This is a genomic window from uncultured Pontibacter sp., assembly GCF_947492645.1.
Taxonomy (GTDB): domain Bacteria; phylum Bacteroidota; class Bacteroidia; order Cytophagales; family Hymenobacteraceae; genus Pontibacter.
In genome coordinates this window covers 504,931-520,688 of sequence record NZ_CANLMZ010000008.1, presented here as the reverse complement: position 1 = coordinate 520,688, position 15,758 = coordinate 504,931, and the positions used below count along the sequence as shown (strand labels likewise).

At 47.8% G+C, this 15,758-nt stretch carries 6 protein-coding genes; 3 read left to right on the top strand and 3 right to left on the bottom strand.

Annotated features, from left to right (window positions below; genetic code table 11):
- Positions 1-8 precede the first annotated feature (8 nt).
- Positions 9-5,228 (bottom strand): PAS domain S-box protein, encoded by a 5,220-nt coding sequence (locus Q1A23_RS12625; RefSeq protein ID WP_299823881.1) that lies wholly within the window; start codon positions 5,226-5,228, stop codon positions 9-11.
- Between the two features lie 181 nt (positions 5,229-5,409).
- On the opposite strand from Q1A23_RS12625, the gene Q1A23_RS12620 reads away from it, so the two are divergent.
- Complete coding sequence (locus Q1A23_RS12620; protein ID WP_299823879.1) at positions 5,410-6,498, top strand: glycosyltransferase; 1,089 nt, start codon at positions 5,410-5,412, stop codon at positions 6,496-6,498.
- Positions 6,486-7,424 carry a tRNA (adenosine(37)-N6)-dimethylallyltransferase MiaA gene (gene miaA, locus Q1A23_RS12615; protein WP_299823877.1) on the top strand — a complete coding sequence of 313 codons (939 nt, stop codon included), beginning with the start codon at positions 6,486-6,488 and terminating at the stop codon, positions 7,422-7,424. Before Q1A23_RS12620 ends, miaA begins: the two co-directional genes overlap by 13 nt.
- Here the strand turns inward: miaA and pbpC are convergent.
- Complete coding sequence (gene pbpC / locus Q1A23_RS12610; RefSeq protein WP_299823875.1) at positions 7,419-9,767, bottom strand: penicillin-binding protein 1C; 2,349 nt, start codon at positions 9,765-9,767, stop codon at positions 7,419-7,421. The genes miaA and pbpC overlap by 6 nt on opposite strands.
- 62 nt (positions 9,768-9,829) lie before the next feature.
- Between pbpC and Q1A23_RS12605 the strand changes: the two genes are divergently transcribed.
- Positions 9,830-10,135, top strand: a complete 306-nt coding sequence (locus Q1A23_RS12605; protein ID WP_299823873.1) for a GIY-YIG nuclease family protein — start codon at positions 9,830-9,832, stop codon at positions 10,133-10,135.
- Between the two features lie 116 nt (positions 10,136-10,251).
- Here Q1A23_RS12605 and Q1A23_RS12600 read toward each other — a convergent pair whose 3' ends face one another.
- Positions 10,252-15,681, bottom strand: a complete 5,430-nt coding sequence (locus Q1A23_RS12600) for an alpha-2-macroglobulin (protein ID WP_299823871.1) — start codon at positions 15,679-15,681, stop codon at positions 10,252-10,254.
- Positions 15,682-15,758 lie beyond the last annotated feature (77 nt).

Genomic DNA, 15,758 nt, shown 5'->3' with positions numbered 1-15,758 from the left:
AAGAGTAATTATATGATGATTTCTTTATAGGATTTTCTGTAATTTTCATATTGTTCTAGCAACTGCGCAAACATATCATCCACAGTATCAAATTTATCGTTCTTGATCTCGTGTTCAAGTTGTTTGGCAAGTTCAGCAAGCAGGTTTATGCCAAGCGTAAAGCCGGTTCCCTTAAGTTGATGCAATGTACTCAAAATACTCTTGTATTGTTGTGATTGCAGCTCTTTTTTAGCCTCCTCTAAAAGCTCTGCGGCTTCCTGCTCAAATTCTGTGTATAGTTGTTTCGTAAAATCGGCACCGCCAATTTGCATGAGTTGCTCAACAACATCGTGGTCAATAATAGGTGCTTCTGTTGCAGAACTCTCTGCTATTTCAGCCGTAGCAGCACCAACTGTGGTACCTGGGGCATCGTGGTGTTGTTTCCATTTTATTAGAGTAGTATACAGGTCAGAGCCCTTAACTGGTTTAGATATGTAGTCATCCATACCCTGGGCCATGAACTTCTCTGCATCATCTTTCATAGAGTATGCCGTCATGGCCACAATAGGCGGGCACTTGCTACCCAGTTTCTCTTTGATGTGCCTGGTAGCCGTTACCCCGTCCATCTCAGGCATCTGGATATCCATGAAAATGATATCGTAGGTATTGGCAGTAGCACAGTCGATGGCCTCAAAACCGTCAGAGGCGATGTCTATTTTGCAGCCCAAACGCTCGAGCTGCTTTTGCGCCACTTTCTGGTTTATCTGGTTATCGTCTACCAGCAGTACGGTAGGTGCGTAGTCAAGCACTTTATACTCAATATCCTGCAGCTTAAGGTTTTTGATGTGTTCTGATATCTCGTTTTCATTGGCTTTGCGCACCATTATGTAGAACCAGAACACGCTGCCATCGCCTGGTATAGACTCTACGCCAATATCGCCGCCAAGCAGGTGCGTAAGTTCTTTTGAAATCGCCAGGCCCAGGCCTGTACCGCCAAACGTTTTGGTAGACGAATTATCGAGCTGGGTGAAGTCTGTGAAGAGCAACGCCTGGTTATCCGGGGTAATGCCAATGCCGGAGTCTTTTACGCGTACTTGCAATTTATACTTGTCAGCGTCAAGCCACTCACTCTCCACGGTTATACTTACATCGCCGGAGTTGGTGAACTTAATGGCATTAGACGTAAGGTTTGATAATATCTGTAACAGGCGGGTTTCGTCTGTTTTAACGTAGCGCGGTGTTTTCTCTGAGATATAGTAAGTAAATGTTAAGTCTTTTTGCTGCGCCCTGTTTGCAAACAGCGAGTGTATCTTACTTATCGTTTCGTGCAGGTCTACGCTGCTTTCGCTTACAACAAGTTTGCCAGCCTGTATCTTAGAAAGGTCAAGTATGTCGTTCAGTATAGCCAGCAGCGCATCCGATGATTTTCGTAATGTATCGATGTACTCGCCCTGCTCCGGGTCTATGTTTATCTGGCTCAGCAGGTCTATCATGCCGATAATACCATTCATAGGGGTGCGAAGCTCGTGGCTCATGTTGGCCAAGAACTGCGTTTTTACTTTCAGCAGGTTTTCGGCTTCTTCTTTAGCACTCAGCAATTCTACCTGGGTGCGTTTCAGTTCGGATACATCGCGGGCTACACCTTCCATGGCAATGGGGTTTCCTTCTGCATCGTAGCTCATGCGGCAGTCAATCAGCAGGTTTACAGTAGCGCCATTTTTATTCAGCATGTTTACTTCATAATCCCGGATGCTTTCATTCTCCAGTACCATGCGTTTGAGCTCGGTAAAATCTTCGCGGTTTGTATAGAAGAGCTTTACATTCTTGCCCAAAACGTCCTTTTCGCGGTAGCCCAGGAGGTCATAAACAGAGGGGCTTATCAACTCTATTTCCCCGTCCAGAGCAGTTCGGTAGTATACGTCCTGAAAAGACTCAAACACGTGCCTGAACTTCTCCTCATTTTCGGCAAGGGCAATCTGCGATTTTTTCTTATCTGTTATGTCAAGGGCTATACCTGATATCTCCTCAAAAGTGCCGTCCTCGAGGTAAATAGGGTGGAGGTATACTTCGCGCCAACTTTCCGGACTTACCAAGTGAACCTCAAAGTGCTGCGGGTCTCCCTTAAAGGCAAGTGCATACTTCTCGTTCCAGAAATCATAGGGGTTCTGGTGCAGCGGCAGCATGTTCTCCGTATCTATTTTAGTATACGGAACAAGCTTATTGTTGCTACGCTGCTCAAAGGTTTGAGCAAAATTGCGGTTAAATGATGTTAACTCGAAGTTGCGGTTTAACGACCACATATGGTGCGTGCCACTTTCGAAGATAGCGTTTAGCCTGGCGTTTTGCGTGTTTATCTGCTCTTCGTTGCGCTTACGCTCAATGGCTAGTGCCACCTGGTTTGATATGAAGTGCAGAATTTCGATGTCAGTATGCACATAGGCATCCGGGTTCTGGTAATCCTGGAGGGTAATAACGCCTATAATTCTGTCGCCGATGGCCAGCGGAGAGCAAAGTATAACCTCTGGTATTGCACCATGTATAATCAGGTTTTCCTGTTCTGCCAGTTGCATAAGGTCTTGCCGCTGCATGTACAAAGGCTTGCCTGACTGTATGATATACTCTGATAAGCCAATAGTAAATGGCCTGCGCCGTTTTGTGGTGCTTGTTTTATCGATGTACTGGTCTACAAGGTAAACAAAGTGCAGGTGCGACTGCTCTTCATCGCAAAGGGCAATGTAGATATTGCGTGTTTCGATGATCTTGCTCAGCTCGCGGTGGATGGCAGAGTAAAGCGAGTTAAGGTCTTTACTGCTGATGGCGAGGTTGGCAATACTATAGTATACTTTCTGTAGGCGCTCGGCCTTGATGCGGTCCGTGATGTCGTGGAGGATGGCACGCGTGGCTACTGGCCTGTTATCCTGCCAGTTACAGGTTATGCTTCCGATAAGGTGCACCGGTTTTCCTGCCTTTGTCAAGAAAACTGTTTCGATCTTATTCACATTTTCGCCTTTGTACAGGTTACGCAACTGGTAAATCAGTTTTGCCTTGTAGTACGGGTGTACAATGTCGTTAAGTGTTAATGTCTCAATGTCCTCGTCGGTATAGCCAAGGCGGTCTTTCCAGGCTTTGTTTACGAAAATAAACTTATTGTCAACAGAGATATTCTGAATAAGGTCATGGGCGTTGTCAAAGATGTCCTGCAGGCGTATTTTGTTATCCTTCAGGGCTTCCATGGCAATGCGCTTATCGGTCATGTCTTTGCCCACGCTGGTTAAGCCTACCACTTCGCCGTCGGCATTAAACTCAAACATGCTGTTCCAGCGAACAGTTTTGATTTTGCCGTGCTTCGATACCAGGTCGCGTTCGTAATGGGCGTTCAGTTGCTTTTTAAGCATCCCGCGTACAAACTCTTCGTGGCGCACCTTTTGGTCATACTCGGGTACCAGCAGCTCAAAGTAGTTTTTCCCAATCAGCTCCTCACGGCTATACTCTATGTACTGTAAAAAGTACTCGTTGGCATAAGTGATATTGCCGGAAGTGTCAAGACTGAAATAGATGAGGTTTACTTTGTCCAGGAACGCGCGGAACTGGTCCATGGACTCGTTCAGAATTTCCTGTCGCCGCCGTTCGCGCTGTGCCTGCTTTTGCTCTGTGATGTCGCGCTTAAATACTTGTACATAGTGCTCCCCGTCTATTGTAATCCGGTTTGCATTAATCTCGCTATCAAATTGGGTTCCATCTTTACGAAGGCTCTTCCACTCAAAAGTCACGGGTTTGCCGGTTTGAAGCACCTGTTGCATTAATAGTGCTGTTTTTTCATCGGAGTTTGAGCCATCGGGCTGGTACTCCGGCGAAAAATCCATGGGGGTATGGCTGATGAGGTCTTCGCGTGAACATCTGAAAAACTCGAGTGCTTTTTCGTTGCATTCGATTACACGCCCTTCTTTAAAAAGAATAATGGCATCATAAGAAGCCTCAAACAGCTGCCTGTATTTATCCTCAGATAAAGAAAGCTGATGCATAAGCCTGTGCCTGGAAATATAGTTACCAATGGCGCTTCCAATAAAATCCAGCAAGGCAACAAACGACTGCGACATGTGCGGGTCATCGGCGGGCCAGATCAGGATAAGGGCCAGAAGTTCTTTTTCTGTGGTAATAGGCACCACCGTCAGGTCTTTGCGGGTAGCTTTCTTTAAGAGGGTGCGTGTATCGGCAAGTGCTTTCCGCTTCTCTGTTTTCAAAAGTTTTTTAACCAGAGAGGCAGGTATTTCAGTATGTTCTGGCAAACTATCCGGGCCTGTCTCCCCAGCAGAGTACGAAAGCTGGAGTATGTTTCTTTCCTGGTCAAAAGTATAAACCGCGCCTCCTGTAACATCGCTCTTCTCAATCAACTCATCTAAGGTATTGTTTAAAACCTGGTGCTGGCTGTCGGAAGAGGATAAGTTGACGATCAGTTGATTTACAAACTCGAGCTGGTGGTTTCGGAAGCGTACATCTTTTTCGGAGCCAATTACTTCGTACAGGTTTTTTACAAACCCAAAGATAACGGGTTCGTCACGGAAGCTGCCTGCCTGCAACGATATCTCTACGGGCAGCAGTTGTTTGTTTTTTTCGTGCAGCCACCACTCAAAACGCTGTGTGCCACCTGTAAGGGCCTGGTTTAGCTGGTTCTTTAAAGCTACCCGTTCAAACAAGTTAAGGCCAAAGTTTCTGAAAATGGATTTCTCAAGCAGATCTTCTTTCTTTTTATGGATAAGCTTAAGGGCACTTTGGTTCAGGTCGATGAAGTTGCCGGCGCAGTCAAGTATAAAAAGCGGCTCCACGCTATTTTCGAATATATTGTGGTAGCTGTCGCCATCAAAAGGAACAAGGGTAGATGGCTGCCCCACACCTGAGAACTCTGCACAAACAAAATCCTGCCCCTGAAAACTTACCAGCCTGATGCTGTAGTGGTTGGCGCTGCTGCTATCAGGGGCGGCCTGGTAATTTCCTGAAACCGTTTTCGTCCGGACCAGCTCTTCTAGCAACTCCCGGTAAGCGTCTTTGTCCATGGCCAGCAAACGTGCCATTTGCTTGGAGGCTGTAGTGATGTACCTTCGCAAGTGCGAGTTAGTAGCCAAAACATCTCCGGAGGGCAATGCTACAGCTAAACCGTTGGTAGGCATTGCGAGCTGTGCCAGCACCTCCAGCAGGCTGTTTGCAATCTGTATAATTTCCTGGTCAGGCTTACGGGTTGCTATATTAGGCATTTTAGAAAGATACTTAGTTTAAAGAGTGTAAATTACGCTTTGCGTTACACTCTTGTATTAATTTTACAAATTGCGTCATAAATTAGCAAAAAAAGCGCTGTTAATGAATAACGCTGCTGTTCTTAACACTAACTTATCGCTGTTGGTGCTAAATACTACAGATTTATGCGTGTAGCTGCCCATGAAAAAACTTTTATTTGCTGTAACCACCGACCTTAACCACGACCAGCGCATGCAACGCATTTGCAGTTCGCTGGCCGGGCAAGGCTATGAAGTAGAACTGGTGGGCCGGCAAAAGCCTGATTCAAAGCCTCTGGTACAGCAGCCCTACAAACAGCACCGGTTACAATGCAAGTATAACAAAGGAAAGCTTTTTTACCTGGAGTACATGCTGCGGCTATACTTTTACCTCGGCAAAAGCCGTTACCATGCCCTCTGTGCCATAGACCTGGACACCGTACTGCCAGTTTATTTTCAGGCAAGAAAACAACGTATACCTTTTGTATACGACGCCCATGAGTACTTCCCGGAGGTAATAGAGGTAACGGACAGGAAATTAATAAAAGCCACCTGGACTGCCATAGAACGGTTTATCTTAACGCGAACAAGTTACGCCTATACGGTTACACAATCCATTGCGGATATTTTTTACAGAAAGTACAATACAAAGTTTGAAGTGATACGCAACCTGCCGGTGCTCTACCCTGATGCGCCTGCTGTAAAAGAACCCCGCACTATACTTTACCAGGGCGCTGTAAATGCAGGCCGTGGCCTGGAACCGCTGCTGGAGGCGATGGTTGGCTTAGATGCGAAACTTATAATTTGCGGGGACGGAGATGTATTTGAAAACCTGAAGCAGTTGGCTGAACAATTGCAGGTGGCGCATAAAGTTGAGTTTAAGGGGCAGGTTCTGCCAAAGGACCTGCTTCAGATTACCCGCCGATGCCAGGTAGGGGTTATGCTTTTAGAGAACAAAGGCCTGAGCTATTATTACTCGCTTGCCAATAAGTTTTTTGACTACGTGCACGCAGGCGTTCCGCAGGTGATAATTGATTTTCCGGAGTACAGGCAACTGAACGAGCAGTATAACGTGGGGCTGCTTACTACCCTTAATGTGCAGGAAATAAAAGAAAAGCTGGAGTTGCTGCTAACAGATGATGCACTTTATCAAATACTGGTAGCTAACTGTGAGAAAGCAAAACAAGCATTAAACTGGCAACACGAAGAGCAAAGGCTGTTTCGGTTCTACGAAAGATTATGGCAAGTATAAATGAGCAGAAGCACCTGGTGGTGGTGGTCGGACCAACAGCCGTGGGTAAAACAGACTTATGTGTGCAGTTGGCAAAGCATTATAAAACCGACATCATATCCGCCGATTCTAGGCAATTTTTTAAAGAGATGAGTATTGGTACGGCCAAACCTACCGCTGCAGAGCAGCAGGGTGTTTCGCATTATTTCGTGGATTCGCATCGTATTACTGAAGAATATAATGCAGGCGCTTACGAAACAGATGTGCTGCAACTGCTGGAGAAACTCTTTCAGGAGCATGATGTGGTGGTGCTAACAGGTGGCTCTGGTTTATATGTGCGGGCCGTTTTGGACGGTATGGATGATATGCCGGAGGTAGCGCCAAGTATACGGGAAGCATTAACAAGAAAGTATGAAGCAGAGGGTATAGAGCCCTTGTTACAGCAATTACAGCAACTCGACCCTGCTTACTTTGGCCAGGTTGATAAAGCCAATACCCAGCGTGTAATCCGTGCGCTGGAAGTATGTTTAAGCAGCGGACAGCCTTATTCAACTTTCCGGAAAAGCGAAAAGCAGGAGCGTCCGTTCAACATCATCAAAATAGGCCTGACCCGCGACAGAACGGAACTCTATAACCGCATAGACCAGCGCATGGACCTGATGCTGCAACAGGGGCTGCTGGATGAGGCCAAAGCTTTATATCCGTACCGGCAGCATAATGCGCTGCAAACCGTTGGCTACAAAGAAATATTCGATTTTCTGGAGGGCAAGTATGATTGGAAGGAAGCAGTAAGGTTGCTAAAGCGAAACAGCCGCCGTTACGCCAAGCGCCAGCTAACCTGGTTTACCAAGCACCCCAACGAGTATACCTGGTTCCATCCGCAGCAATGGCAGGAGCTGGTAGCATTTATTGATGAGCAAGTTACAAACGCTAAACAACAGTTATAAAAACCTTACCGTTACATAACTATCTGAGTTTCTCCCCTGGTCATCCGTGCAGGATATTTTATACTTGCCAGCCTGCTTGGGTTCAAAAAACACCTTCTCGTTAGCTGCTGTGGCTTTTATAAATTTATCGTTGATGTACCAGTATACCTGCTTTACTTCGTTGTGGGCATTGCAATGCAGCATCAGTTGCTGGCGCTCTTCCTGCTCAAGTAAATATTCCATACCAGCAGCAGGCGAAGTAATAACCGGTGCATATTCCTTAAAAATACGGCTGCAGGTAGGGTTGTGCGCCGGGATCGGCTGGTACGGTATTCTTTCAGAATCGTAGAAGGTAAGTAGCTCCGGCGCGTGGTTTGGGTAAAGCTGCTGCACGAACCCCGTAGCGGGCTGGCAACTGGTGCAGTAGCTATACTTTTTATCTGCAGAAACCGCAATGCGTTTCAGGTGGCTGCACTTTTGGGTGGAGGAGATGCCGGGAATAAATGTATCCATTACCTGATTTTTGCAGAAGCTGTTAGTGGGGTTGCCACTTTCTGCACATACCACTCTTAAACCTATGCCCTTGGGTTGCTGAAACCACCCGTCAGTAGAGTTATAGTCGATGCTGTTGAAGATGTCGAAGAGCAGGGGAGTGGCCGAGTCGGTGCCGTTTAGTTCGGGTACGCCCTCGCCGGAGAAGTTGCCTACCCACACACCTACTGTATACTTTTTGTTGTAGCCTATGCTCCAGGCATCTTTGCGGCCATAGGAGGTGCCGGTCTTCCAGGCGATTTTGGGCAGGTTCGGGCTGTTATGGGCATTGTGCGGGAGGTCGGGCCGCGTAAGCTGCGTCAGGATCTGATTTGTCATGTAAGCTGAACCCGGCGATAGCAGTTGCGTTTCTTGTTGCGTAGTGTCTTCCTGCAGCCACTTAATGGGGCTATACTTCCCCTGGTTAGCAAAAGAAGAATATAGTAAAGTCAGCTCTTCCAACTTCACATCACATCCACCTAAAATTAACGACAGGCCTAATTGGTTGCCAGTACGTTTCATCTCCGAAAACTCTGCCTGCTTCAGCTTCTGCACAAAAGTATAAACGCCTAGCTGGTCAAGCACTTTCACGGCCGGCACATTAAGCGAGGTTGCCAATGCATGTGCTATGGTTACATTCCCGTTGTAGTTGCCAAAGTAGTTTTGCGGTCGATACCCGGCATAATCCACGGGCACATCGGTGATGACCGTTTTAGGAGTTAGTAAACCTTTGTCAAAAGCAGTAGCATACAGAAAGGGTTTTAAAGTGCTACCAGGAGATCGAACCGCCCTTATGCCATCAACCTGCCCGTGGTGGGTAAAATCATTGAAATCAGCAGAGCCCAAGTAGGCCTCTACTGCCTTTGTTTGGTTATTAATGACCAGCACCGCCGCATTGTGGATGTTCTGGTAACGCAGCCGCTGCATGTAGTTGTAGGCCAGTTGTTCCACTTTTTCCTGTACCTGCCGGTTTAGCGTGGTTTTGATGATGGCTTGGTTCTTATACCTGCGGTACATGCGGTAGGCAAAATGTGGTGCTACCCTAGGTGCCTGTTGTCTGCGCGCCTCCAGCGGCTCCAGCAAAGCATCTTCAATCTCCGCAGTTGGGAAAGCCTGTTGCTCCCGGTAATACCGCAGCCACTTATTTCGAAATTTAATGATCCGCTCGTTCTGCTCGCCGATCCGCAGCGAGGAAGGCTTGTTCGGGATTACCGTCAGCGTAACCGCCTGCGCCAGGCTTAGCTGCTTCGGCGACTGCTGAAAGTATAAAACAGAAGCGGCCTTCACGCCTTCAATGTTTCCCCCAAAAGGCACCAGGTTCAGGTATAGCTGCAGGATCTCATCTTTACTATAATACCACTCCAGCTGCATTGCCCGGAACATCTCGTAAAGCTTGTTGGCATAGGTGCGTCGCTGCGGGTAAAGCAGCCGCGCTACCTGCATGGTAATGGTAGAGGCGCCAGAGGTTTTCTTTTTCTGAAGGATGTTGTTAGCAAAGGCTCTGGTAATGGCAAAAGGATTGATGCCTGGGTGGTAGTAAAAGTAATTGTCCTCCTTCAGCAGCACCGCCTGTTTAAGGACAGGGTTTATTTCGTCAACCTCCAGCTGCATCCGCCACTTATCGTCCCTGCTCAAAAAAGCATTAATCACGCTGCCATCGGAGGCGGTGATGACGGGGGAGTAGGAGATATTGATTTTGAGCGGGTAAAGGTGGTTGAGTAGGGTAAAGGCAAGGCAAAGTATAAGCACAAAGTATAAAGCATACTTCAGCAAAGGTTTGCTGTGAGTTAGCAATCTTTGGTGCAGTTTATACTTCGGATTTTGTATTTGCATTTTGGTTGATTATGAATTTATTCAAACAACATTTTGTCGTGTTGCTATCTCTACTTTTGCCTATGATCACTTACAATTACTACACCTACATCTTAACCAATCCAAAGAAAACAACTTTATACATCGGCGTTACAAATGATATTGTTCGGCGGCTGGAAGAGCATACCGTAAATGCTGGCAACCCTGCCACCTTCGCCGGTAAATATTACTGCCATCTCCTGATGTTTTACGAACGCTTCAGCTCAATTGAACATGCTATAGCACGCGAAAAGGAGTTGAAGAAGTGGAGCCGCAGCAAGAAAGAAGCTTTAATCAAAACTATCAATCCACATTGGCTACCGCTTAATACAGAAGTTCAGGAGGATTAATTACCCATTTGTCATTTCCTTTTAATTGTCATTTCGAGTTACGCGAGAAATCTGGAATATTTCGGGGCCATGAAAAGCTCCAGATTTCTCACCTTGTTCGAAATGACAGTAGTGGCTTATCTTACTTTTATACTTCCACCCCCCGAGTAACTATGATACTCCGCATTATACATGGCGTCTGCTCCAATCGGGCCTAGCTGGAAATCACCCTTCGACACCGCACGTACCTGGTAGAAGAAATACTGCTGCTCTGGTTTGGCGGTGGCATACAGGTTAATCCTGTCATCCCGGATATCAATATGATCCGGGGTAGCGGGTTTCTGAGCTTCAATCCAACCGAACTCTCGGGCCGTCATCAGGCGCGGGTTTTCTATCTCGAAGCCAGCTGGCAGCATATCGGTAATGGCTACGTTAGGTATGCTTCTGCCATCCAATGCCTGTAGCTCCACACGCACCACTACCAGGTCGTTTTGCCTGAAGGTGTTGTTCGTGATCTCCTTGCCATTACGGTCAAAGAAGGTTTTGCGTACTTTCATGTAGCTGTCTTCTTTTTTGATGTCGCCGCTCTGGCTGATGCCTTCCAGCTCCCAGAAATAGTATAAAGTACCGTTCCCCTTGCTGCGTATGCTGATCGGTCCGCTGCCTATGTTATTTGTTAAGGTAAGATCGTTGCCGGTAAAGGTGCCGATCTGCTTGCCGTTCTGGTATACCTGTGCCGTTTGGTTGCCTTTGTTTCTGCTCGAGAGTTTTCCTAGGGCCATCAGGGCAAAAGCACGTTCTTGGGTGTTGTACCAGCGTTTCGAGCGTAGTTCGTCTGATAAGTGCTTTGCTATGGTGCCTATCTGCGGGTTATCCGGATCAGCCTCTATTAAACCATTTAACGAAATAGCCATGTCCCGGATAGGGGAGTAGAAACTGCCATCCAAAGCGCGTACCGAGGTCTCACCAGCGAAGGAGCGGGGCAGGACCTGGTTAAAGCTTTCGCGGCTGCCATTCAGGGCGTAGGTGCTGGCCAGCAGGTAACGCGCATCTAGCGATAGCAACTCCGGTTTGGCCTTGTAGTAGTTCATCGTTGCCCAATCTACCTTCCCGGCTATACTTAGTACATATAATGAGTAAGTAGTTTCGCGGGCGGCTATGTACTTGCTTTGCACCTTGCGGCTGGCATCGTAGTAACGGTACTCTTCCATGGCCTTGCCTTTTACCTTTTGCTGCAGGTAACGCACGGCTTTGTCGAGCACCTCCTGCGTTACCGGGAACCCGGCTTTTTTCGCTTCCAGTAAAAAGTGCGTAGCGTAGGTGCTGCTCCACCAGTCGGTGTAAGTGGCGCCGGGCCAGTAGGTGAAGCCACCGTCGTACTGCTGCATCAGCTCAATTTTGGTGATGGCCTCCTGCACCAGGTAGTTCGGGTTGAAGCTGCGGCTTTTTTTATCCTGATTTAACGAACGGGCTAAGTCGGTATAGTATAGCAGCGGAAAAGCCGTGGACGTAGTTTGCTCGAGGCAACCGTGCGGGTAGCGCAGCAGGAACGTAATATCGTCGGTGAACTGTGCCAGCGGCGAACGGCTTACCACCAGCTTAGCCGATACCGACGAAGGTATGAAATCGTTTGCCAGTTTGATGTCTGCGGTGGCGCCATCTTTTATACTTCCAGCATCGGTTACTTTGCTTAGTGGTGCAATGGGGCGAACGGTAATGTCGGTGTTGCTGGTGAAAGCCTCGTTCAAGGCATTCACCACCACCTTAACTGTGGCCTGACCAATGGCAGGCGTAGCCACTAATTTGTAAGTAATCTGCGCCTCGGCGTTTGGATTTATACTTGCTGATTTTTTTGTTTCGCCAACCACACGCAGCGGACCTGTCACCGAGATAGTGCTACCTGCTGTTGCTTTGGTGGCGGTCGTATTGCTGAGCGTTACCGGCACTAGTATGGTGTCGCGTGGGCTCACAAATCGAGGCAACGCCGTGCTAATCACCACCGGATCCGAAACCCGCATCATCTTTTCAGAAGAGCCAAAGGCGTTGTCTTTGTAAGCCACAGCCATAATGCGTACCGCTCCCGAAAACTCAGGTATACGCACCCGTACAATAGCCTCCCCATTGCCATTTGCCTTTAACTGCCCACTCCACAGCGACACAAGCTTAACACGTTTGTTAGTTAGTGGATTGATGCGTTTTGCCAGATCGTAACCGTCGCCGCCGGTGCTGGAGCGGGTGCCTAACTCTGGAAATAAGAAAGGATATAAATCGTAGCCAGTTACCTCCAGCGCGCGCTTCTGGTAGAAGAAGCCGTGTGGGTCTGGGGTCTGGTAATCTTTAATCTGAAGGATGCCTTCGTCTACTACTGCCAGCGTAACCTCAGCGTTTGGAGCAGTTTTCACCTTTACCTGCTGCACGCTGTTTGAGCGGGATGCCTCCGGGGCAAGTATGGCTACAGCCAGTTGCGTACTCTTTTTGGTAACTGATAAAGGCTTAAATCCACGGGCAATGGTAAGCGGCATCTGGCTGTCTTTTACCTGGCGCAGCGCAATGGCGGTAATGTAGGCTGTTGGCAGGTGCTCATCTTTGATAGGTAGCGTAAGCGAGGCCGCTTTCTTATCGGTTTTGAGGTAGTAATAGCTCAGTACTTTATTCTGCTCCACGGTAACCAATATCTTACCCGCAAACGGCGATTTAAACAACACTTTAGCTTCATCGCCTACTTCATACTTTTCTTTGTCAAGTGAGATATCTACCTCGCCTTCGGTGTTCACGGCAAAGGATGTGCTCTCGGTATCGCCCCAGCCGTAGGCATAAAATTCCTGCGCTACATAGTTGTAGGCGCCTGGTCGCATCACACGTATTTCATACTGACCTGAAGTGATGGGCGTAAAGTTAAACGTAGCTCCGCTGGCAGGTATCTGTATATTTTTACTGATAATGACATTCTCCTTGCGCTGCGATTTATAGTTATACTCGTCGCTGTAACGCTCAATCACCGATTCGTAGGTATAGCGCACCAGCTGTACCTTGGCTGTGGCCGAAACAGGAGAGCCATTTCTATCCAGGGCAATAAGCGGAATGTTCATCGCACGGCGGGTACTCACGTAATCATCAAATTCTTTGATGCCGAAGAAGGCCTGCTGCGTGCTCACGTCAAACTTGTTCAGGCGGTTTACGGGCCGGCCTGTTTCATCAAAAACCGTAGTATAAAGCGAGCCGTCCAGTAAACCGATATCCCGGAAATTCTCCAACTCAAATACCTCCTGGCCTTTGCCCTGTGCATCTGTTTGTCCCTGGCGGGTGCTGGTCTGGATGTTCACAGAGCCGGAAGTATGAATATCAAACGTATAATCGGGGAAGCGTCTGGCCTCGAAGGTTTTCTTTTTCAGGCTGAGCTGCGCTTCGTAGTTGCGGTTGGCAGCAGGTGGACCAAAAAGGTTTTGCGCCGTGAGATTAAGTATAAGTTTCTCCCCGGAAGTATAAACGCTTTTGTTCAGTACAGCAGTTACCTTCAGGCGGTCAGGCATAAACTCCTCTACACCAACCTTCTTTGAGTTCAGCAGTACATCGTTGCCGGAGTAAACTTCCAAAGTATAAGTACCTGTAACAGCTGCGGTGTTAAGTATAAAACTGGTTTCGCTGGCTCCCTGGTTGTTCAGTTTTCCTTTGGTGCTGCGGTACTCTTTGCCGTTGGGCAGCAGCAGTTTTACCTTAACAGGCAGACCGGCAACTGTTTTCCAGTCCGGGGTGCGCACCACAGTATTTACATGAATGGTGTCCCCGGGGCGGTAGAGGTCGCGATCGCCATAGATAAAGGCATCGTAGTTCAGGTCGGTCAGGCGTTTGCCTCCCACCTCGAAGCGGGAGGTATTCACCTGTGTCTGGCTGTAAGGCATGTAATTAAAGTCGTCGCCTTTGCGGGCCGTGATCATGCCGATTTTAAAATCCGGGGCATTTGTGCTCATGTTGCTGAACCGGGCCACACCATCTTTATCGGTTGTAGCTTTGTGCACCATCTGGTTATTCGTGCTGATAAAGCGTACCTCGACTCCCTCCATGGTTGTAGCCTCCCGGATGGAGTTGGCAAAAACCATTACTTCGTCTTTGCCCTGCTTCGCAATCAAACCGATGTCAGAAACTGATACGATCTTCGAATCCTTTAGCCAGTTTTTGTCGGTACTTTCTACCGTTATCACATACAGGCCTTTAAACTGGCTGTCGAAGTCGAGGTCGTGCAGGTTGAGGTTGAGCAGGTAATTGCTGCCTTGCTTGCGCAGGCTTTCGGTGTTGTACTCGCGCTCAAAAAGTGTGTTGCCGTTGTTCTCGTTCACATCGTAGTATGAGCTGGAGTAATATTCTTCTGTTGCCTCGTCGTAGTAGCCGTCGTACATTTTACCCTCGCGCAAGTAGTGCAGGATGTTGTTTTCATATACCTTGCTGATGCTGACCTTGATGCGTGGGACTTTGTTGATGTTAAGCGCGATGTTGCGGGCACCTTGGCTGCTGAGGTAGATGCTTTTGGCATTGGCGAAGCTGATGCCGGGGTCTACGGCAGCAAACGTGACGCTGTGGCGGTAAGGCTGGCCCATGGATTTGCCTTCCATACCCATCAAATCGCCGGAGAGGTTTAATGTATAAGTGCTGCTCTGGTCAAAATTGCCTTTCAGTACCAACCCGTTTTGCAGGCGCTCTACCGTAAACTCACGGCGTGGGCTTATACTTATCAGGTTGCCAATGTTGCTGTTGGTAACAGGTTGGGTGGTTAATATATAAATGCGCTCCTGGCCTTCTTCCAGCGCAGTAGTCACTTCCGAAACCATCATGCGCTGGCGGCTTGGCAATAATACATCCTGCTCTATGGTATGGTCGGTTTGCTTGGTGCTGCCGGCTACGCTCAGGCCTTTCGCAATGTGTAAACGCAATGGGATTTCTTTCTCTTGCCCCTCCACGTTCTTTACACGAATGGTGATGTTGTCGCGGTTGCCGCTGGCTAGTTCTACAGGTAGTTCTTTAGAGCCGGCATATACTTTTAAGTGCTCCCGCAACTCCTGGAACAGCACCGGGTAGTTAAAGTCTAATAGCAGGCTTGCCTCCAGCTGGTTGGGGTTGTTCTCGTTTGCTACCCAGTAGCTCTTAACCTGTTGTAAACTTAAGTATGGCGTATGGAAAGTTAAACCTTGGCCGGCTGGTATCTTATACTTTCTAGCAGAGTGCCTGAGCAGGTTTTCGGTTAACTCAGCTTTATAGTCTGTAGTAGGGGCAAAAGGTTTATCCGGAGAGAAAACCAGCTCGTTAGGAGCCGTCCATTTATACTTGCCGGCCACTTTCGGGCTAATGGTAAAGTATGGAATAGTATCCCATTTGTTCAGCAGCGAATCGCTTATCAGGTCTTTATCAAAGGTGAAAACCAGGTTCTGCTCCTGGGCTATCTCCTGGTTAAAATTTTTGCTTTCCAGCCGCAGTTCGTTGCTGTTGCCTTTACAGCCAATAAATAAAAGCAGGAGCATTACAGCTTTAAATTTGATGAGGTATTTAAAAAGGAGAGGAGCTTGTATCAATTTCATAGTTTACAAGGGTAAAGGCGATATAAAGCTAAATGTAAGCATTGTTTTAGTTAAAGAAAACTCTTGATGCGGTTGCA